Raw genomic sequence first — 20,890 nt, 5'->3', positions numbered from 1 at the left:
CGGCACCGCACGGGGCATGAACAGTCGTTCAGCAGGCGAGCGCCGCGACGGGACGCGGAGTGACGACGACCTCATCGCCCGGAGCGAGTCCGGAGGGCAGTTCGCCCGCGGGCAGCTGGACGGTGACCTTGAGCCGTTCGCCCTTGTTCCAATGCTGGTATTCGCCGCTGGAGATCTCGCAGTCGACGCGCGCGACGGCGCCGAGGAAGTGGATCACCTCGACGCGCGCATGTTCGCCGGCGGCGCTGTCGGTTTCGCCGGCGCGGGTGAGCGCGATGTTCTCCGGACGCACGAGCACGGCCACCGGATCGCCCTTCTTCGAGCCGGGCAGCAGCGGCACGCGCTGGCCGAACACGACCGCCTCCTCGCCGTCGGAGGCGCCGGGAAGGCGGTTCGTCAGGCCGATGAACGTGGCCACGTATTCGGTGGCGGGACGCTGGTAGAGGTCCTGCGGCGCGGCGATCTGCTCGATGCGGCCATGGTTCATGACGCCGATGCGGTCGGCGACGGCGAGTGCCTCCTCCTGGTCGTGCGTGACGAACACGGTGGTGGTGCCGGTGGTGAGCTGGATGCGGCGGATCTGGTCGCGCAGCTGGACGCGCACCTTGGCGTCGAGGGCGGAGAGCGGCTCGTCGAGCAGCAGCACGCGCGGCTTGATGGCGAGGGCGCGGGCGAGGGCGACGCGCTGCTGTTGGCCGCCGGACATCTGCTGGGTGAACTTGTTCGCTTGGTCGGCGAGACCGACGAGCTCGAGCTGTTCCATGGCGATGCGGCGGCGTTCCTCACGTCCGACGCCACGCACTTCGAGACCGAATTCGACGTTTTCGACGGCGGTCATGTGCGGGAACAGCGAGTAGGCCTGGAACACCATCGACATGCCGCGCTTGTTGACGGGCACGCCGGTGACGTCCTGCCCGCCGACGAGGATCCGACCGCCTTGGATGTCCTCAAGGCCGGCGAGTGAGCGCAGCGCGGTGGACTTGCCGCAGCCGGAGCCGCCGAGCAGCACGACCATCTCGCCGGGCTTGATGTCGAGGTTGAAGTCGTCGAGCGCGCGGACGGAGGAGCCCGGGTAGATCTTGACGACGTCCTGCATCCGGATGCCGCCGCCTCGGGTGGCGGAATCCTTGAGCAGCGCCTTGGCGGCGGCGGTCACGTCGTGCGCGTCGACGCCGGTGAGCGAAGCGGTCGGGTCGTTCTTGAACGCGTCCTCGGCCTGTGCGGGCGACTGCACGCCAGACGCGCCGGCCGCGACGCCGCCGCGCTGATCGTGCGGATGCTGTTGCTTCTGTTGCGTAAGTGACATGGGAGTTTACTTGCCTTCCTTGGTTTCGCCCGTGCGCATCCGTCCGATGTGTTCGGAAATGAGGTCGAGCGCGACGAGCAGCACCACGCCGAACAGCAGGGCGAGCAGCGACATGGCGGTGGAGATCTGGGAGTTGGACTGGCCGAGCTGGTAGAGCGCGACCTGCAGGTTCATGCGGCCGAGCAGCGAGGCGACGGTGTATTCGCCCAGCACCACGGCGATGGAGATGAAGCTGGCAGACAGGATGGACTGCCACAGATTCGGGATGATGACGCGGAAGAACACCTTGGGCCAGGAGGCACCGAGCGATCGGGACGCCTCGACGAGGGTTTTCACGTCGATGGAGTTGAGGCCGACGGCGATGGCGCGGAAGGCGAACGGCATGACGAGCACGACGTATGCGAAGCACAGCCAGATCGGATTGGTGTCGAGCACGGCGGAGCTCAGCCAACGGTAGATGGGGCCGAGCCCGACGACGAGCACGATGGCGGGGATGGTCAACGGCAGGGTGGCGACCCATTCGATGGCCCGTTCGAGCGCCTTGGAGCGAATGTGCACGATGACCATGGTGGGCACCATGAGCAGCAGCATGAGCACGACGGTCACGGCGCACAGGGCAAGCGAAGTGCCCAGTCCCTGCCACAGGACGGTCATATCCGCGCCGAGCGATTCGCCGTTGCCGGTGAAGATCGCGACCCACGGGGCGAGCGACCATCGACCGGACAGCGGGTGTCGCAGCGTGAAGACGAGCATGGAAATGAGCGGCACGAACAGGAACGCGAGCGTGACGACGAGGATCACGAACTTGATGACGCCCTGCCGGCGCACGCGGGCGGCGCGCAGCTGCGGCGGGCGGTTCCCCTGAGGTTCCGCCGCAACGGAACCGGAGACCTCGGCGGCCCTGACGGTTCCGGTGGTTCCATGGGTTTCGATGGTGGTGTTCACTGCCAACGTCCGGCCCTCTTTTCCACGGCGTGGCTCAGCAGCATGACGATGGCCACGACGACGATCATCGCGAATGCCAGCACCTGGGCGAAGCCCTGCTGGTTGGGGTCCATCTCGTTGCGCATGGCGCCCTGGATCATCAGCGGCACGAGGATCGAACGCTGGGAGAACAGGGCGGCGGCCGTCGCGTACGCGGAGAACGCGGAGGCGAACAGCAGCAGGAACGCGGAGATGAAGCGGGGCGCGAGAATCGGGCACGCGATGCGCGTCCAGTACTGGAACGTGTTGCCGCCGAGAGACTCGCATGCCTCGCGCCACTGCGGCCGGATCGAATCGACCGCGGGCAGGAAGATGATGATCATCAGCGGAATCTGGAAGTAGCAGTACACGGTCACCAGGCCCGGCAGCGAGCTCAGCCAGTTCGGGTTGACGGTCAGTCCGGTCACCTGTTTGATGAGCATTGTGCCGATGCCGTTGATGCCGATTGTGGCGATGAACGCGAACGCGAGCATCACGCCGCCGAACTGGGCGAGCACGGAGGAGATGGCGGACACCATGCGGCGCAGCAGGCCGTTCGGCTTGGAGCCGATGACCAGCGCGTAGGAGGCGAGACCGCCAACCACGGCGCCGATCAGCGACGAGGCAATGGACACGATGATCGAGGTGACGAACGCGGAGACGGTGTTCGCCTCGAACAGTTTGCTGAAGTTGGCGAGCGTGAACCCGCCGTCGTGCGTCTGGAACGCGCCGACGACGACGATCACGGTGGGGGCGAGCAGGAAGCACGCCGTGTACGCGAAGAACGGGACGGTCACCGCGAAGGTGCCGAGTTCCTTGCGATGCCGCGCGATGGCGGACGATGCGGAGGTAGCGGACGGGCCCGCGCCTTTGGCGGCGACGGGCCCACGCTGTGCGATTGACGCGGTCATGGGATCGATGGTCTTCCCTGCGGACGTCCGGCTCAGTTGCCGATCGTCTTGTCCCAGTTGTTCTGGAGCCAGTCGGTGACGCGGGTGGCGTCGTCGTTGGTGTAGCTGACCGGCTTGCCTTCGATGGTGACGGCGCCATCGAGGGTCGCCTTGTCGACGGTGCCGTCCTGCTTCATCGAGTCGAGCAGCACCGGGTTGGCGCCGCCCTTGAACCACAGGTTCTGGGCTTCGGCGGTGTACAGGTACTCCTCCCACAGGCGGGCGGCGGCCGGGTGCGGCGCGTCCTTGTTGATGGCCTGGTTGTAGTAGCTGACGACCTGGGCCTTCGGGAAGGTCTTGTACTCCCAGTTGACGCCCTTGCTTTCCAGGTCCTTCTTGTAGGAGGCCTGGTTGTAGGTCCAGTCCATGACGACGCCGGTCTGGCCGGAGTCGATGGTGCCGTTGGTCACGTCGACGGTGGTGAGGTTGCCGGCGTCCTTGAGCTTCTTGAAGAAGTCGAGACCGGGCTGGACGTTCTTGATGTCGCCGCCGGCCAGCTGGTTGATCATCAGGTAGCCGTTGAAGGCGGCGCCGGCCTCGGCGGGCTTGCCGTTGAGGGCGACGGTGCCGGCGAACTTCGGGTCGAGCAGGTCGTTGATGGACTTGATCTCGCCGTACTTGTCCTTGTTCCAGCCGATGGACATGATGCCGGTGTAGTCGGCGTAGTAGGCGCCGTTCGCGTCCTTGTTCTCATCCGGGATCTTGTCCCACGCCTGCACCTTGTACGGCGCGAAGGAGTCGGTGGATGTGGCGGCGATGGACTGGCCGAGGTCGAAGACATCCGGCGCGGCGTCGGTGCCCTTGTTGGTCTTGGCGGCGTCCAGCTCCTCCTTGGAGGAGGCGTTCGGGTTGAGCTCGGTGACCTTGATCTTCGGATACTTCTTCTTGAAGGTGGAGATGACCTCGCCGTAGTTGGACCAGTCGTGCGGCAGGGCGATGACGTTCAGCGCACCCTCCTTCTCGGCGGCCTTGACGAGGTCGTCCATCGTGCCGAAATCGGCGAGGGAGGTGGCCTTGGCGGACTTCTGGTCGACGGTGACGGCCTTGCCGGTGGAGCCGGATCCGTTGTCGGAGGATGCGTTCGACGAGCCGCAGGCGGCCATCGAGAACGCGAGCACGGTGGCGATGGCGCCCGCCGCGATCTTACGCAGGTTCTTCATGGATGTTCCTTTATTCAACTTGCCTCTATGGAGTCGGGGCTCGCATTCGCGCTGTATCCGCGCGGCCCGTAATTCCAATTGAGCAGGTTAGGAACGTTATCTGTCGCGACACCGGCGCCACGGTGAACGTCGCGCGACCTTGCGCGACGCGTCGATGAATTCCGGGAAACCGCCGATGAACGGGTGACACCTACGTAGATTTCGTCACTTCCGTCCCGTCCCAATCGTCCCGGGCACAAGTGTCCCGCATCTTGGCCATGGAACGGAACAGGGGCGACCGCGGAACCCGCAGTCACCCCCGAAACGGACGACGAAGATGCGAAACGCCAGAGAAGCCGCGAGGCTAGCGCAGCACGCCTTCGATGAGGCGGGTGATGAGCGCCGTATAGCTCACGCCGGTGGCCTCCCACGCCTTGGGGTACATGGAGATCGGCGTGAAACCGGGCATCGTGTTGATCTCGTTGACCATCACGGTGCCGTCGGGCTGGACGAAGGTGTCCACGCGGCTCAGGCCGGCGCCGTCGACCGCGGTGAACGCGCGTCGTGCCACGTCACGCACGTCCTCGAGCACGCTGACCGGCAGGTCGGCGGGCACTTCGACGTGGCTGGCGGTGGAGTCCATGTACTTGGAGTCGAAATCGTAGAACTGGTCGTCATCCTGATGGTCGAGCACGATCTCGCCCGGCCAGCTGGCCTCCGGCTCGTCGCCGGGAGCTGCGGCGAGCACCGCGCACTCGATCTCGCGCCCGTCGATGCCCTGTTCGATGAGCACCTTCCAGTCATGCTTGCCGGCCTCGGCTATGGCGGCGCCCAGCTCGGAGGCCTGAGCTTCGGGGGAATCGGATTCCTCGACCTTGGTCACGCCGAAGCTGGAGCCGGCACGCGACGGCTTGACGAACAACGGATACATGAGCCCCGCCTCGGCGACGCGCGCGAGCGCCTCCTCGCCGGTCACGGCGCGGGCGTCGACCATCACGCCGGGCGCGGTGGGGATGCCGGCCGCGTTGAGCACGACCTTCGTGTAGTGCTTGTCCATGCACGCGGCGGATGCGAATACGCCGCAGCCGACATACGGCACGTCCATCATCTCAAGCAGACCCTGCACGGTGCCGTCCTCGCCGTACGGCCCGTGCAGCACGGGGAACACGGCGTCGACGTGGCCGAACGGCTCGAGCGTGCCGTCCGCGTTGCGTGCGAAGAAGCCGTCCTGACCGAGCGCCACGTCGAGCACGACGTCGCGCGCGCCGGCGGTACGCTCGACGGTCGGCAGCGTGCCGCCGTCGAGGTTCCAGCCGCGCGGGTCCTCACCGTCGACGATCCACTTGCCGTCCTTGGTGATGCCGACCGACACCGCCTCGAAACGGTCGGCGTCGAGCGCGTTCAGCACGCCGGCGGTCGAAATGCAGGAGATCGAATGCTCGTCGGCCCTGCCGCCGTACAACACCACGATGCGCTTCTTGGTCATAATCGTTCTCGTCCGTTTCTCTTCCGAATCGTTCCGGGTACCGTATCCTACTCGTCCGCACGCCGACGTGCCGTGGCGCCCGGACTACTTCGCGGTGACTGCTCCGCGGTGACTGCTCCGCGGTGCTACTCCGCGGTGATCTCGCGGCCGAACAGCAGGGACAGCATCTCCGCGCAGGAGATGCCCTCGTCGAGCACGCGGCTCATCGCGTAGGCGAGCGGCGTGGGCACGCCGAGCTCGTTGCCGAGCGCGACGACGGCGTCGGTGGTAGGCACGCCTTCGGCGACGCCGTTGCTCACCTTCGTCGCCTCCTCCTTGCTCAGGCCCTTGCCGAGGTTCGCTCCGAACGTGTAGTTGCGGCTCAGCGGGGAGCCGCACGTGGCGATCAGGTCGCCCACGCCGGCGAGTCCGGCGAAGGTCTTCGGATCGGCGCCGGCGGCCTCGCCGAGCGCGGTGAGTTCGGCGAGACCGCGCGTCTCGATCATCGCGGCGGTGTTCTCGCCGTAGCCGGCGCCGCGCGCCATGCCGACGGCGAGCGCGACGACGTTCTTCAACGAGCCGCACATCTCCAGTCCGATGACGTCGGTGGTGACGAACGCCTTGAAGTAGTCGGTGGAGCACGCGCGCGCGACGGTCTTCGCGTTGTCGAGGTCCGCGCAGCCGACGACGGTCGCGGCGGGCTGGCGCAGCGCGATCTCCTTGCTCAGGTTCGGGCCGGAGACGGCGGCGAAACGCTCGGCCGGCAGGTCGAGGGATTCGCGCACGACCTCGTCCATGCGCTTGTTCGTGTTGCGTTCGATGCCCTTCATGAGGCTCACGACGATGGCGTCGTCGGGGATGAGTCCCTTGAATTCGGCGAGCGCGACGCGCGCGAACTGCGCGGCGATCGCGACGACGACGATCTCGGCGTCCTTGACGGACTCGGCGCGGTCGCCGGTGGCGGTCATGTTGTCCGGCAGGTGCTCGATGAACGGCAGACGCACGTGGTTGCAGTGGTTGTCGCGGATGCCTTCGACGATTTCGGGCTCCATCGCCCACATCGTCACGTCGTTGCCGGCGTCGGCCAACACCTGTCCGAATGCGGTGCCCCATGCGCCTGCGCCAAGAACGGTGATCTTCATGTTGTGTGATTCCTTACTTGTTTGCCTGCTTGTCTTGCCTGTGGTTGCGATGCTTCGCCTTCACGCCATGCTACTCGTCGCCTACGCCGAGACGATCGGCTTGCGGCTCATCGTGCGGTAGTCCCAGTAGCCGTCCTTGGGGAATTCCTCGCCGCGAATCTCCTCGAGCAGTTCGTTGAGGCGGATGAACATGCGCCATTTGAGTGTTTCCACGGCTTCGGCCGGCGGCTCGTCGCCCCAGGATTCCATGCCTTCGAGCAGGTCCGCATAGTCGAGCTGGTGGTCGTAGCACATGACGACGTTCTTGCGCGGCCACGGCCACCAGTGGTTGATGGAGGCGGCACCCCAGGTGGCGGCGCAGAACAGCGGCACCTGCTTGCCGAGTCGGCGGGATGCTTCGAGCGCGATGTATGCGGCGCCTTCCTTGATGCTCATCACCCATTTCTTCGGGTCGCGGGTGACGGTGCCTTCGGGCCAGACGGTGAGCGGACGACCGGAGACGAGGATGTCGATCGAGGTCTCCTCGATCTCCTTGGCTTTGCCGGAGTGGCGTTGGACGGGCTGCATGCCGACGATCTGGAACCATTTGCCGATGATCGGCCACTTCGCCATCTCGGCTTTGGCCATGTAGCGCGGGCGACGGCCCATGTGGAACATGCTGGCCATCGGCACGAACACGTCGAACATGGTCACGTGCGAGGCCGCGGTGATGAACGGGCCGTTTTCGGGGATGTTGTCGAGTCCCCACGCGTAGGTTCGGCAGCTTGCGTTGAAGACGACGTCGACGCCTTTGAGCAGGCGGCGGGTGCCGTTCGGGTTCTGCGCGTCGATCTCACGACGGTTGATGCGACGGTTCGGACCGGTGGGCAGGTCGCGCATCGGGTCAACGAGATGGTGCTTCTTCGCGAGTTCGGCGACGCGCGCGTCGGAGAGCGGCTTGACCGCGGAGCGCGGCGATGGTTTTCCTTTGGATGCCATGCGCCTTATTGTACGTTCGCCCCTGCCGCGGTGATGCGATTCCAACGGGCTCGCACAAAGGCCCCCTCGTCAGAGGGGGCCAGGCAACGGCGTTCGCTCAGTCGATGTCGGCGCCGAGTTGGTGGAGTTTGCCGCGGAAGTCGGCGTAGCCGCGGTCGATGAGCGAGATGCCCTGCACGTTGGAGGGGCCCTTCGCCGCGAGCGCCGCGATCAGGTGGGAGAACCCGCCGCGCAGGTCCGGCACGTCGATGTCGCGGCCGGTCAGCGGGGTCGGTCCGAAGATCACCGCGGAATGCTTGTAGTTGCGCTGCTGGAAACGGCACGGCAGGGAGCCCAGGCACTCGCGGTACAGCTGGATCGTCGCGCCCATCTGCACGAGCGGCTTGGTGAAGCCGAAACGGTTCTCGTACACGGTCTCGTGCACGATCGACAGGCCGTTCGCCTGCGTCAGGGCCACGACCAGCGGCTGCTGCCAGTCGGTCATGAAGCCCGGGTGCACGTCCGTCTCGATCGCCACGGGCTTGAGGTCGCCGCCCGGATGCCAGAAGCGGATGCCCTTGTCGGTCACGTCGAACTCGCCGCCGACCTTGCGGAACACGTTGAGGAACGTCATCATCTCCGGCTGGGTCGCGCCCTTGACGAAGATGTCGCCGCGCGTGGCCAGCGCCGCCGACGCCCAGCTCGCCGCCTCGATGCGGTCGGTGAGCGACGTGTGCGTGTAGCCCTTGAGCTCCTTGACGCCTTCGATGCGGAACGTGCGGTCCACGTCCACGCTGATGATCGCGCCCATCTTCTGCAGCACGGCCACCAGATCCATGATCTCCGGCTCGATCGCGGCACCCGACAGCTCGGTCTTGCCCTCGGCCAGCACGGCCGCGAGCAGCGTCTGCTCGGTCGCGCCCACGGACGGGTACGGCAGGTGGATCTTCGCGCCCTTGAGGCCGTTCGGCGCGGTGATGTGGATGCCGTCCTTGTGCTCCTTGTCGACGTTCGCGCCCAGCTTCCTCAGGGTCTCCAGGTGGAAGTCGATCGGACGGCCGCCGATGTTGCAGCCGCCCAGCGCGGGGATGAACGCCTCGCCCAGACGATGCACCAGCGGGCCGGAGAACAGGATCGGGATGCGCGACGAACCGGACAGCGTGTCCACGTCCGCCACGTCGGCGAGCTGCACGTGCGTCGCGTCGATTTCGACCACGCCGTGGTCGCCGTCGACGGTCACGTCCACGCCGTGCAGACGCAGCAGATCGGACACGACGTGCACGTCGCGGATCTCCGGAACGTTCTTCAGCACCGACTTGCCCGGCGCGAGCAGCGCGGCGACCATCGCCTTGCTCACGAAGTTCTTCGCGCCACGCACCTTGATCGTGCCGTTCAGCGGCTTGCCGCCCTCGACGTGCAGCACGTCGTTCTCGTTTTCGCCCACGATTACCTCTTTCGATTCAACAGGACCGCGAAACACTATCAAACAGTGTGCCATAAGGCATGTGCGAACACCGTGAAGCACGTGGCGATGCGGCTGGCGGCGTAATCGTCGCGAGCGGAACGTACCCGCCACACGTGACTGTGACCCATGTCACAATCGTGGATAATCACCGCCCGCCCGGCAACGCATTGCAATCGCTTTGCTATGGTGAGAGACAGAGGTGAACGTTCACGGAAGGCAGGCAACAGAAGGCTGCCCGGAACGCACCGCCCCGAAACCCACGCAAAGGAGCATAATCCATGACCACCGTCGCCATCGTCGGATGCACGCACGCCGGCACCTTCGCCGCCACGTCGATCCTCGCCGAACACCCCGATTGGACCGTCCACGTCTTCGAGCGCAACGGCACGCTGTCGTTCCTCTCATGCGGCATCGCACTGTGGGTCGGCGACCACGTGTCCGACCCGAAGAAGATGTTCTACTCGTCGCCCGAGGCGCTGGCCGAGGCGGGCGCGACCATGCACATGCGCACCGACGTGACGTCCATCGACGTCGCCGCCAAGACGCTCACCTACCGTCCGGTCGATGCGATCGGTGTGGGCGACGCCGCCGGCGAGCAGCAGATCCTCCACTTCGACAAGCTCGTCGTCACCACCGGCTCACGCCCGGTCATCCCGCCGATTCCCGGCATCGACAGCCCGCACGTGCTGCTGTGCAAGAACTGGGACCACGCCATCGCCATCAAGGAGAAGGCGAAGGAGGCAAAGTCCGCGGTCGTGATCGGTTCCGGCTACATCGGCGCGGAGATCGCCGAACAGTTCTCGCTCACCGGTGTCAAGACCACGCTCGTCGACGGCCTCGACCGCCCGCTCGCCAACAACTTCGACAAGCAGATTACCGACCAGGTGGCCGCCGCGTTCGAGGAGCACGGCGTCACGCTCGCGCTCGGACAGAAGGTGACCGCCTTCCGCGACAACGACGACGACACCGTCACCGTCGTCACCGAGAAGGGCGAGTACACGGCCGAGATGGCGATCCTCGCGGTCGGATTCCTGCCGAACACGGACCTGCTCAAGGGGCAGGTCGACATGCTGCCGAACGGCGCGATCGTCGTCGACGACTACATGCGCGCCTCCGCGCCGGACGTGTACGCGTGCGGCGACTCGGCGACCGTCTTCTACAACCCGACCGGCAAGCATGACTACATCCCGCTCGCCACGAACGCGGTGCGCCAGGGCCTGCTCGTCGGTCGCAACATCGACAAGCCGACCGTCAAGTACCTGGGCACGCAGGCGACGAGCGCCGTACAGCTGTACGACCTGTCGCTCGCCGCGTCGGGACTCACGAAGGCCGGTGCCGAACGCCGCGGTCTGACGGTGCGCGAGACCGAGCTGACCGAGGACTACCGCCCCGACTTCATGCTCACCACCACGCCGGTCACCTCGATCCTCACGTGGGATCCGGCCACGCGCGAGGTCAAGGGCGGCCAGTTCTGCTCGAAGGCCGACATCTCCGGCGCCGCGAACGTGGTCTCGATGGCGATCCAAGCGAAGTTCACCATCGACCAGCTCGCGAACGTGGACTTCCTGTTCCAGCCGAACTTCGACAAGCCCGTCTACTACGTGGGCGCCGTCGCCATGAAGGCCGCCGCCGAAGCCTGAGAATCGGAACCGCCGCGACGGCGGACCGGGCCGACTGCGATAGGCCATGAAGCATGGCCGTGCGTCATGCACGGCCATGCTTCATGTCTACTCCCCGATCGTCGCCTTGATCCTATGGGCGAGGTCGGCGTCCCACATCGCGCCGGTCGCGGACATCACACTGTCCGCTCCGGCGTTCCTGTACGCCGCGAAATCCTCCGGCGTCACGACGCCGCCGACGCCGTTGATCGCGAAATCGAGACCGGTCTTCTCACGGATCGCGGCGAGACGCGCGACCATGTCAAGACCCGCGCCGCGGATCGCATGACCGCACACGCCGGAACGGTCGCGGCCCTTGCCCGGCAGGGCCTGGCGGCCTTCCGCGTCGACGAGACGCGCGGAGATCGTGTTGATCGTGCTGAAGCCCTGCACGGTGCCGCGCCCCACCGTGGATTGCACCATGAGCTCGAGCGCCGCGTCGTCGGGGATGTAGGCGAGCTTCACCATGAGAGGCATGTCGCCGATCTCGTTCTTCACCGCCTCGGCGATGCGGCCGACGAGCAGCGGATTGTGGCACAACAGCACGTTATGGCCCTCGTTCGGGCAGCTCGTGTTCATCACCATGACCTTCGCGCCGGTCTCCTTGACGAGACGCGCGGTGGTCGCATGGTCGGCGATGTATTCCTCCTCGCTCATGCCCTCCACGCGGGAGCCCTGGAAGCCGGGGACGAGCAGCTGGCCGGGGCCGGCCGCCGCAATCGCGCGGAACATGTCCGGCTGCCACAGATCCGGGTCCTGCGAGGGCACGCCGAAGCTGTTGGAGATGGAGATCGGGCGCTCGTAGTTCGTGTCGGCGAGCACGCCCTCGTCGAGTTCGGGGCTGCCGGGAGTGAGCGAGCCGTCCGCCGACTTCGGATGCACGGCGAGCACGTTCGGGAACGGATTGCAGCCCCACGCGCGCGAACGCACGGTCTTGTAGGTGGCGAGGTCGAAGCCCATGCGGAACGCGGCCGTCGTGAAACGGCTGTTGAGCAGCGGTCCGGCGGGAATGCCGAACGCGAGGTTCACCGGCACGCCGAGGAACGAGTCGGCGGGAGCGAGGCTGCCGTCCGCGGGGGCGGACGCGGGAACTGCGTCGGACGCGAAGTCGGTGGGAGCAGCGGACGCGGAGGCGGGCTGCGCCCCGTCCCGCTTCAGTGCCTCGGCGAACGCGCCGAACGGGCCTTGTTCGTAATTGTCCTCATACGTGCGGTTCACGTCGTAGAACGGTGCGGACTGCTGGTTGTCCTGGCTCATGGTGTCCTCGCTTCTCCTTGGCTGTGTGCGGATGATGGCTGTGTGCGGATGCGGCTGCGCCCATGCGCGTTGTCGGCGTTATCGGGCGGAAATCGCCGAAACCGGCGGATACACCCTCGCCTGTCTGTCCGTTATCCAGCATAGGCATCGTCATACACAAACGACTCGCGCCCCGCTCCCCCACTCATCACGGATCGCGCCCCGCCCGTCACGGTTCACTCCCCAATCGTCACGACTCACTCCGTGGTTTGCCACGGAAAACCGATGCAAACCGCGGAGTGAACCGTGCAAGTCAAGGAACGAACGAGCCGTACAGATACGACCGGGACTATCCCGGTAAATGTGCAACTGGCGGGACGGTCCCGGAAAATGCGTAACTGGCTTGCCCCTCCACTGCGACGGGCTCAACCGACCATCGCGAGAATGAACGAGACGATCGCGTACAGGGCGTTGACCACGACGAACACAATGAACGCCCATGACGTCCATCCGATATACGTGTCCTGCTGGCTGCGGTTGGTACGCAGGAACCATCCGAGTCTCCTGCCGCACAACGCGAAGACGATAATCGAGCCGATCACGCCGAGCACCGCCAAAGCCAATGCGAAGATCCCGTACCCCGTGTTGCTGAGGAAGTGACTTGCCAGACCGTCGACCACGCCGGACAGGATCGCGTTGTTGAAGATATGCAACGCAATCGACCAGACCAGCGAATACTCCATCGCGACGTAGCCGAGCACCAGGCCGAACAGGAACGCGAAGAAACCCTGCACCACATCGTCATGGAACAGGCCGAACGCGAGCGACGAGGTGAGAATCGCGAAGTTCTTGCCGAGCGGCTTCAGCTCCTTCATCAGCACACCGCGGAACATCATCTCCTCGCAGATCGGACCGATCAGTCCGATGTACAGCCACATGCTCACGGTGACGGCCGACTGGTCGATGCTCTCCGACGTGGGCGAGGCCAGGTCGGTGCCGAATATCGAGAACGCGAGCTGGATGAGGACGACCACCCCCTGCACGCCCAATGCGACCACGATGATCGCGAGACATGCGAGCGGGGTCATGCGCCGTTCGCCGTATTGGCTGACCGTGCCCAACTGGTTCGGCTCGCCGTAGGTGTCGCGATGCGGGCCGCCAAGCCAGAATTCGCGGGTGAAGATGTCACGGTGACGCATGAGGATCAGGAATCCGACCGCGGCGAACACGGTGACGAGGCTCAAGATGCCAGACCACCGGTTGAACGCGTCATTGTAGGCGGAGGACGACGCACTCGCGTTCACCGCACCGAAGATCATGGCGAAGGCGAAAGCAGCGACGAGGCCTACGCCCCACATCACGCCTTCATACGCGAAGGTCAGGCCCATCGCACGGTTGACGACCTTGCGCCGCCAGGTACGCCACCACGCGCGTGGGTCGATGGGCGCGAACGTCGGCACGGCCATCGGCACCGGCTGCGCGTAGTAGGTGGGCCACATCGGCTGGGGCTGGGATTGGGGATACTGCTGGAACTGCGGCTGCGGCTGAGGCTGGGGTTGGGACTGAGGCTGGTACTGCTCGTGTTGCGGATACTGCTGCTGGTACTGGGCAGGTTGCGCCGGATACTGGGCAAAAGGCGCTGCCGGCTGCGGATACTGCGCGGCTTGGGGAGCCTGCTGATACTGCGCACCCTGCGGGGGTGCCGCGGGTTGTGGAGCCGGAGAGGCATACTGCGGCATAGGCTGCTGCGGCACCGCGGCGGATGCGGCGAGAGGCTGCATCACAGGCGTCTCCGGGGCAACGGCCGCATACGCGGATGGCACGGACTGCGACACGGGCTGTACCGACGGCTGCGATGACGGCCACGTCGGAGATTGCGCATATCCGGGGCTCACGGGCCGTTCGGTCGGCGAAGGGGCCTGCGGATACAAAGTCTCCGTCCGCCCTTCCCCGGGAATCGATTGGCCTCGTCCTTGGGAGTACAGGGCGGATTGCGGATACCCCTGCCATTGATACATGGGATGCGGATACCCCCATGCCGAAGCCGGGTCGGAGGGGACCTGCGGAGACATGCCACGGGTCCGCGGCGGCACGCCACCGTCCTGCGGAGCTCCCTCGGCATACGGGGTTCCGCCAACCTGTATGGTTTCACTACTCACCTGCATGGTTTCCGGTGCATTGTGCGGAGTCTCACCGGCAATGTGCAGGTTTCCGGCGGTGTTGTGCAGGTCCCCCTCGTGAAGACCCGCCCCCTGAGCCATCATCTGATTTCCGGAAACCGCGTCATTCCGCGGATTCCGTTGATTGCCGAACGGCTCGGAGGGTGCCGATACTCGACCACCCTCCACACGTTCGCCCCCGAACCGTACAGGTTCGCCTGAAAACCCTACAGATTCGAAGCCGAACCGTGCAGGTTCACCCCCGCCCCCTGTCGGTTTCACCGATTCGGGTTCAACAGGTGCCTCCGATGCCGGCGATGCCGTCGGTTGCACCGATTGCGGCGTCTGCACCGGCCCGTCATACTGCGCGACCTGCGACTGCCGCGCCGCCGCCCATGGTTCCTGCCCCGATTGCTGCATCTGCGGATTCGCATCCCCCTGCGGATGCTCTTCATTCGTACTCATATCGCCCAACCTATGCCCTATTCCTGAACGATTCGTGACCGTCATATGAACGCGCCGATGAATTCGCCGACAACCATCCCGCTCCGATACAGTAGGCCGTATGAACGAGCTCGAAGAGGATTCCAGCGACGGCCTCATCGATCCCATCGGCATCGCCGACGATGAGGGTGGAGCCGACGATGCGGGCTGGCGCCCGTTGCCGGAGCGCGTGCGCACGGTGTGGCTGATCAACGAGGCGATCGGCTGTGCGATCTGGCTGGCGGCGTGCGGCGTGTTCGTGGCGGTGTGCATGACCAACGGATGGTGGGGCTTCTGGACGCAACTGGTAGCGGGCATCGTCGCGCTCTACGCGGTCGGCGCCCTCGCGACCCAGCCGTTGCAGACGAAATACCTGTACGCGTTCACCCGCTTCCGCATCGGCGAGCGCGATCTGGCCACACGCAAGGGCTGGCTGTTCCGCCGGACCACGACCACGCCGTACAACCGCGTGCAGCATGTGGACACGAAGCAGAATCCTGTGCAACGCCGGTTCGGCCTGACCACGGTGGTGGTGCATACGGCCGCCGACGAGCATGAGATCGCCGCGTTGGACACGGCCGAAGCGGAACGCATGGCGGCGTTAATCGCCGACCATGTGACGAGGGCGAAGGACGATCTGTGATGGACGCGTCCGACACCAGTACGCCAGCCGCCGATACGCCAGCCGTCCGCGCCACCGCCGCGCCCGTGCACCGCTGGCGTCGTCTTCACCCGGCGGCGTTGATCGTCCAGACGGCATCGAACGTGAAAAGCACGGTATCGTTGCTGTTCTCGTTCATCGTGATTGTGCGCGAGTCGCTGCGACGCGGTGATTGGTGGCTGTGGGCGTGCGCCGCGGCGATCGTGGCGGTCGTGATCGTCCGCCCGCTGTGCGCGTGGCTGACCACGCGGTACCGGCTGACCGCCGACGCGTTGGAATACCGATCGGGTCTGTTCTTCCGCAAGCGGCGCACCATCTCCTATGGCGCGATCCATGCGGTCAACAGCGCACAACCGGTGTATCTGCGGCCGTTCGGCATCGTCCGGCTGACGGTTTCGCCCGTGGGAGCCAATGCGGATATCACGTTGGATGCGGTGCCGGTGGCGTTGCAGCTGGAGTTGGAGCGTCTGCGCGCCGTCGCGCGGCGGAATGCCGATGCTACGGGTGCGATACCGGCATCGCACGAATCGGGGGAATCGTCCGGTTCTCCGTCGCCGATGCCGGAAACGTCGACTGCGCGTCCGACACGCACCGATAACGCTGCTGGCGGCCATGCGCCGGTGTTCCGCGCGTCGACGCGTGACGTCCTGCTGTTCGCCGTCACCGATCTCGGTGTCGTCGCGGCGGTGTTCGTCGTGTTCGGGTTCGTGCAGAACCTGCAGGACATGCTGCCGCATGACATGGTGCATGGCGCGGAGCGTTCGATCGGCGATTACGCGTCGCGCGGCGTCCCCGCCGTGATGATGCTGGTGACGACATGTCTGCTGGCGGTGGCCACCGTCAGCGTCGTGACATCGCTGCTGCGGTTCTATGGTTTCGCGGTGTGGCGTCGCGGCGACGACCTGGTGCTAGTGCGTGGTCTGCTCACCCGTCGGGAGACGTCGATTCCGGTGAGTCGCATTCAGACGATCGTCGTCCACCAGTCGGTGTTGCGGCGCCTGTTCCGCTTGTGTTCGGTGCGTCTCGGGTTGAGCGCGTCGGCGCACGACAATGATGCCGCGACGGCCACGGTTGTGCTACCGGTCATCGGCACCCGTCGCGTCGTACCGGTGTTGCGTCTGATGCTGCCGGAATGGGACGTCCCCGCCGAGCTGGGAATGACGCGATTGCCGCAGGACGCGGGACATGACGCCGTATCCGGAGCGGACGGTTCCGCGGCACGTGGCCGTTTGCGGTACACCGGGCGGGGGCTGCTGCGCTATTACCTGACGATTCCCTTGTCCGTGACCGTCGCGGCGACGATGCTGACGGGTATCGGCAGCGCGGCGACGCATGTCTGGCCGTGGTGGCTCCTGTTCGTTCCGGCCGCCGCTGGAATGTGCTGGCTATCGGCGCGTTGGTTGAAGTCGCGTAGCGAGGGATACGCGATTATGCTTGACGCCCCTATGCCCGGCATCCCCGTGCCGGATATTTCCATGTCGGATGCGAATGATTCGGACTCGGACGGTACAGACTCGGACGATTCAGACTCGGACGATTCAGACTCGGACGGTGCAGACTTGGACGGTGCAGACTTGGACGCTCCCGACTCGGACGGTACAGCGTGCAGACACGCATGCGGGCCATCGCACGGAAGTCCGCTGCGACACCGCATCGTCGTGACGGGCGCGCGGGGATGGGGGCTGTTCGCCATGCTGACGCGGCGGGCCCGTGTGCAGTCCATCACCCGCACCACCGCATTGTGGCGCGAATCCCGTAGCATCGAGGGATTGCAGATGTCACTGTTCGTGATGAACGGGATCTCCGACATCCGTTTCAGGTTCCTGCGCCGCGACGATGCGAATGCGCTCGAGTCGTGGTTCACGCGGGGGTAGCCCGATACGCGCGCCAAAACACGAAGTGGCCTCCTTCCCGGGAGAGGAAGGAGGCCACTTCACATCGGTGCGTTTCCGCGCACGGATGGAGTGATGTCGCGGTGCCGGTCTAGCGCCGTGTCACCGCGTCACCGCACCGCGTCACTGCTTCTTGCGCTTGACCATGACGAGCGCGACGCCCGCGATGACCAGCAGCACGACGACGACCGCGATGATTGCGACGCTGGAACCGGTGCTGGTCAGCGTGCCGTTCGTCTTCTGGTCCGGCGCGCGAAGCGTGTCGCCGGGGGTGACGGTCACGGTGGCGGTCACTTCGTAGTCGGTGCCGTTCCCCGTGGCGACGCCCTTCACGGAGAAGGTGCCGGCCTTCGCGTAGGCGGTGGCGGGCACGTCGGCCCAGGTCACGGCCGCATCGGTCGTGGAACCGTCGGACCAGTGGGCCTTCACCGTCTTCGGCAGGACGGGCGCCTTGCCGACGGTGGTGGTGACCTTCACGTCACGGTCCACGGAGTCGACGGTCACCTTCGGCGCTTCCTTCACGATGACGGTGGCCTTGATCTTATAGTCCTTGCCGCCCGCGGTGACGGTGCCTTCAAGGTCGAACGAGTCGACCTTGTCAAGCTTGTCGGCGGGGATCGTGGGCCATGTGATGGTCGCATACTCAACGTCGCCGTTCGACCAGGTGACGGTGGTGGTCTTCGGCAGGTCCGGCTGCACGCCGACCGTGGTGCCGACGGTCACGGCCGTGGTGTCGACGGACTTCACGGTGGCCGGGTTCACGTTCACAGTGACGGTCACGTCGAGGCCGGCGGCCTTGCCCTTGACGACGAAGGTGTTGCCCTCGCGCTTCGAGTAGTCGGCCTTCGTGTAGGACTTGGCGTCCCACGTGATGTCGGCGTCTTCCATAGCGCCGTCCGTGTAGGTGACCTTCACGGTCTTCGGCAGCTTGGATGCCGGGTCCGTGCCGAAATCGACGGTCACGTCGGCGAGCTTGACGGCGGATTCGGCCTTGGCGGTCACCTTGACGGTGACCTTCACGTCGGCAAATTCACCGGTCGTGGCGTCGATTGCCTTGCCCTTCACGGTGAACTCGCCACGCTTCGCGTACTGGTCCGCGTCGATGGCATCCCACGTGATCGGCGTGTCGACGCCGGTCTCGCCGTTGCTCCAGTCGGTCTTGACGGTGGTAGGCAGCTGCGGCGCGACCTTCGCCTCGGTGGTCACGGCGGGGATGTCGGCGACCTTGGTGATGGTGGCCGGCGCGACGGTGACGGTCGCGGTCACGTTCAGCGTAACGTTCGCGACGATGACCTTGGAGGCGTCGGCCGCGGCGGAGGATTCGACGGTTGGATCGACGGCGCCGTTCACGGTGAACGTCTTGCCGGCGCGTGCGGTCCAGTCGGCCTTGGAGTAGGTGGAGGTATTCCACGTGATCGGGCTCGTGGTCGTGTCGCCGTTGGACCAGGTGACGGTCGCGGTCTTCGGCAGCTTGCCGGTCGGATCGGTGCCGGACGGCACGGTGATCGTGGCGGTGCCGTCGGCCGGTTCGGCCTGCTTGGCGACGGCCGGATTGACCTTGTACGTGGCGGTGACCGGGTAATCCTTGCCGGCGATGGTGACCTTGCCGTTGACGGTGAACGTGCCGCCCTTGCGGGAGGTGTAGTCGGCCTTGACGGGCTCATCCCACGTGACGGTCTCCTGGGTCGTGGTGCCGTTGGACCACGTGACAGTCGCCTTCACGCCGGAGAGGTCGGGCTTCGTGCCGGAGTCGACGGTCACGGCCGGGGCATCGGAGGACGGTCCGGTGACGGATTTGACGGTCGCCTTGACCACGGTCACGTTGACGGTGAAGTCATGCTCCGTGCCGTCGACGGTCACGGAACCGTTGACCGGCACGGTGGCGCCTTCCTTCTCGAACTGGTCCTTGGTGAGCTGCGGCCACGTGATGTCCTTGGTCTCGACGTCGCCGTTGGACCAGGTAACGGTCGCCGTGATGCCGCTCAGGTCGGGCACCTCGCCGACGACGGTGGTCGCGGTGGTGGCGGACGGTGCGACGGACGTGACGGTGGCGGGACTGACGGTCACCGTGAAGGAGACGCCCTTCGTGTAACCGTCGACGGTGCCGTTCACGGTGAACACGCCGCCGGCGCGCTTGCCGTACTGGTCCTTGGTGAGCTTCGTCCACGTGACGTTCGCGATGCCGGTTTCACCGTCGTTGTACGTGACATCGACGGTGTCCGGGTACGTGGGCTCGGTGCCGGATGCGACGGTCTGGTCAGCCGGCGCGGTGACGGACTGGATGGTGCGCGCAGTGACGATGACCTTCACGGTGACGTCGAAGGTCTTGTCTCCGGCCGTGACCGTGCCGTTCACGTCGAAGCCGTCGGCGTTCTCGGTGGCGTACTGGTCCGGGTCGATGGAATCCCACGCGACGTTGGCCGACTGCGTGGAGCCGTCGGAGTAGGTGACGGTTGCCTGTGCGGGCAGGGACGGCGCGGTGCCGGCGATCGTGGAGACGGAGGCGGGCGCGACGGTGGCGCCGGTCGGTTCGGCGGCGGTCACGGTCACGGTGACCTTGGCCTTGATGGAGGTGCCGTTGACGGTGCCGTTCACGGTGAAGTTGGTGCCTGCCTTGGCGTAGTCGTTCTTGTTGATGACGTCCCACGTGACATTGACCTGCTGGGTGGAACCGTCGCTGTAGTGGGCGGTCACCTGCTGGGGCAGCTGGCCGGTCGGGTCCACGCCGGCGGGCGTGGAGACGGTGCCGGCATCATCGAGCGAGGTAATCGTGATCGGATCCCACTTCGCGTACAAGGTGATGTTGCCGGTCACGGGCGTGGAGAAGTCGTACTTGGTGGTGAGCGCGGCGTCCGAGTACCAGCCGCCGAACGTGTAGCCGTCCTTGGTCGGCGCGGTGGACGGTTCGGTGGCGGAATCGCCCGAGTTCACGGTCTGCGTGGCGACCGTGCTGCCGCCGTTCGAATCGAACTTCACCGTGTAGGTGGTCTTCGGCTCGTACTTCTTGATCGCATCTTCGACGGACTGGGTGGTGCCCTGCTTGGAATAGTTATTTCCGATTTCCAGAACGGTGATGGTGACGCCATCCTTCACGGCAACGCCCATGCCGGCGATGTCGGCCAATGGGCTCACCTCGGTGAGATAGTGGCCATACCCCTGACGCTCCTGAGCCAGATCGGAAGCGGAGGCGTTCGGATGCTCGATCTCATAATTGAGTTCGCTGTACCAAACGTCCACTGCATTACCGGACAGACCACCAGCGCTGGTCCATGACATCGCCAAGGCCTCAGGGCCATCAAAATAGGGCTCTATTGCTGTTTTCGTGGGTGGCAGTTCGTTGTTGAGCCGTTGTGGGGGTAAGTGAAGAGCGCTTTTTGGGTAGGATGTTTAACGACCAAGAAAAACACACCCAAA

Annotated in this window: 14 protein-coding genes; 3 read left to right on the top strand and 11 right to left on the bottom strand. The window is 65.5% G+C overall.

Annotation, left to right across the window (positions count from 1 at the left end; genetic code table 11):
* Positions 1-28: 28 nt before the first annotated feature.
* From AC1AYR_RS09590 to murA, 8 genes are all read right to left on the bottom strand, one after another.
* Positions 29-1,306 (bottom strand): ABC transporter ATP-binding protein, encoded by a 1,278-nt coding sequence (locus AC1AYR_RS09590; protein ID WP_476512449.1) that lies wholly within the window; start codon positions 1,304-1,306, stop codon positions 29-31.
* A gap of 6 nt (positions 1,307-1,312) precedes the next feature.
* Positions 1,313-2,149 carry an ABC transporter permease gene (locus tag AC1AYR_RS09585; RefSeq protein ID WP_476512473.1) on the bottom strand — a complete coding sequence of 279 codons (837 nt, stop codon included), beginning with the start codon at positions 2,147-2,149 and terminating at the stop codon, positions 1,313-1,315.
* A 98-nt stretch (positions 2,150-2,247) separates the two neighbouring features.
* Positions 2,248-3,180: an ABC transporter permease gene (locus AC1AYR_RS09580; RefSeq protein ID WP_476512448.1), complete on the bottom strand. Its 933-nt coding sequence runs from the start codon at positions 3,178-3,180 to the stop codon at positions 2,248-2,250.
* Positions 3,181-3,212: 32 nt separating this feature from the next.
* Entirely contained in the window at positions 3,213-4,379 is a 1,167-nt protein-coding gene (locus tag AC1AYR_RS09575) for an ABC transporter substrate-binding protein (RefSeq protein WP_476512447.1), read from the bottom strand.
* Between the two features lie 343 nt (positions 4,380-4,722).
* Entirely contained in the window at positions 4,723-5,844 is a 1,122-nt protein-coding gene (locus AC1AYR_RS09570; RefSeq protein ID WP_476512446.1) for a D-alanine--D-alanine ligase family protein, read from the bottom strand.
* Between the two features lie 125 nt (positions 5,845-5,969).
* Positions 5,970-6,965, bottom strand: a complete 996-nt coding sequence (locus AC1AYR_RS09565; RefSeq protein ID WP_476512445.1) for an NAD(P)H-dependent glycerol-3-phosphate dehydrogenase — start codon at positions 6,963-6,965, stop codon at positions 5,970-5,972.
* A gap of 81 nt (positions 6,966-7,046) precedes the next feature.
* Positions 7,047-7,943, bottom strand: coding sequence for a lysophospholipid acyltransferase family protein (locus AC1AYR_RS09560; RefSeq protein ID WP_476512444.1), 897 nt, complete (start codon positions 7,941-7,943; stop codon positions 7,047-7,049).
* Between the two features lie 97 nt (positions 7,944-8,040).
* Positions 8,041-9,366: a UDP-N-acetylglucosamine 1-carboxyvinyltransferase gene (gene murA / locus AC1AYR_RS09555; protein WP_476512443.1), complete on the bottom strand. Its 1,326-nt coding sequence runs from the start codon at positions 9,364-9,366 to the stop codon at positions 8,041-8,043.
* Positions 9,367-9,665: 299 nt separating this feature from the next.
* On the opposite strand from murA, the gene AC1AYR_RS09550 reads away from it, so the two are divergent.
* A complete protein-coding gene (locus tag AC1AYR_RS09550; RefSeq protein WP_476512442.1) occupies positions 9,666-11,027 on the top strand; it encodes an NAD(P)/FAD-dependent oxidoreductase in 1,362 nt (453 codons plus the stop codon).
* A gap of 87 nt (positions 11,028-11,114) precedes the next feature.
* On the opposite strand, the gene AC1AYR_RS09545 is transcribed toward AC1AYR_RS09550, so the two are convergent.
* Positions 11,115-12,302 carry a diguanylate cyclase gene (locus tag AC1AYR_RS09545; RefSeq protein WP_476512441.1) on the bottom strand — a complete coding sequence of 396 codons (1,188 nt, stop codon included), beginning with the start codon at positions 12,300-12,302 and terminating at the stop codon, positions 11,115-11,117.
* A 404-nt stretch (positions 12,303-12,706) separates the two neighbouring features.
* Complete coding sequence (locus tag AC1AYR_RS09540) at positions 12,707-14,062, bottom strand: lysostaphin resistance A-like protein (RefSeq protein WP_476512472.1); 1,356 nt, start codon at positions 14,060-14,062, stop codon at positions 12,707-12,709.
* Positions 14,063-15,005: 943 nt separating this feature from the next.
* Between AC1AYR_RS09540 and AC1AYR_RS09535 the strand changes: the two genes are divergently transcribed.
* Positions 15,006-15,566 (top strand): PH domain-containing protein, encoded by a 561-nt coding sequence (locus tag AC1AYR_RS09535; RefSeq protein WP_476512440.1) that lies wholly within the window; start codon positions 15,006-15,008, stop codon positions 15,564-15,566.
* On the top strand, positions 15,566-17,458 hold the full coding sequence (locus AC1AYR_RS09530; RefSeq protein ID WP_476512439.1) for a PH domain-containing protein: 1,893 nt from the start codon (positions 15,566-15,568) through the stop codon (positions 17,456-17,458). Before AC1AYR_RS09535 ends, AC1AYR_RS09530 begins: the two co-directional genes overlap by 1 nt.
* 141 nt (positions 17,459-17,599) lie before the next feature.
* On the opposite strand, the gene AC1AYR_RS09525 is transcribed toward AC1AYR_RS09530, so the two are convergent.
* Positions 17,600-20,752, bottom strand: coding sequence for an Ig-like domain-containing protein (locus tag AC1AYR_RS09525; protein WP_476512438.1), 3,153 nt, complete (start codon positions 20,750-20,752; stop codon positions 17,600-17,602).
* Positions 20,753-20,890: the final 138 nt, after the last annotated feature.

The organism is Bifidobacterium sp. LH_417, assembly GCF_056357035.1.
The sequence above is the reverse complement of the archived record's forward strand: the minus strand, read 5'-3'. Positions and strand labels throughout refer to the sequence as shown.